Source organism: Psychrobacter sp. 1Y4 (assembly GCF_051847555.1).
Genome location: NZ_JBPYDE010000630.1, coordinates 1 through 672 on the forward strand (window position 1 = coordinate 1; position 672 = coordinate 672).

A 672-nucleotide genomic window follows, 5' to 3' on the forward strand; every position below is an offset into this window, starting at 1 on the left:
GGTGTTAATAGCAATTATATCACTGGTTTATCTCTGCTTTTTTGTCGTGATAATGCTGCACAAAGCGAGAAGCTGTCAGTGGTAATGGCTGTTCGGTGTCAAGCTGATAGCAAGTCAAGTAGCCACTATCTACCGCTGCCGAATAATCAGTACAGGCGACTTGTGGACTGAGTGGCTCAGGTGTGTCAGTGAGCCAATAGTGACCGACAAATACAGGTTTATGTGTTTGTAGCGCAAAGTCAATATTTTCAGCCAGTGCATCAGGCGGTATTTGAGCCAATGCGGAGGACGGAGCGCGAGCGACCTCACGAAGCGTGCGCTGATTTAACTCATCAAGCCACCAACGCACCCGCACTCGTCTGCGTTCAGTGCCTTCTTTATCCACCATGATGATGCCATCAGGCAACCCTGTCTCAACCCCTTTTAATACTCGCTCCAAAGCATCAAAGGCGATGGTATCTTCTTTAGCCGTCGCGATTAGACCTTCAGGAGTCAGGCTGTTATTATCCGTCAGCAGTGGTTTTAGTACGGCCATGCTATCTACATCCCAGCAAGCATGGACGAAACAGGCATAATCTGTCTCAATCCACAGAGGTATCTCATATAAGCGTTGCAACCAGTATTCGTGCTGCTCTGAGCCGAACGGTATCTCCGCTAAGAACGCTTCATGCT

Annotated in this window: 1 protein-coding gene; it reads right to left on the minus strand. The window is 48.5% G+C overall.

Annotated features, from left to right (window positions below):
- Positions 1–19 precede the first annotated feature (19 nt).
- Positions 20–672, minus strand: a 653-nt coding sequence (locus tag ACS8FC_RS17995; protein WP_439297794.1) for a metallophosphoesterase family protein, incomplete at its 5' end; no start/stop codon positions are given.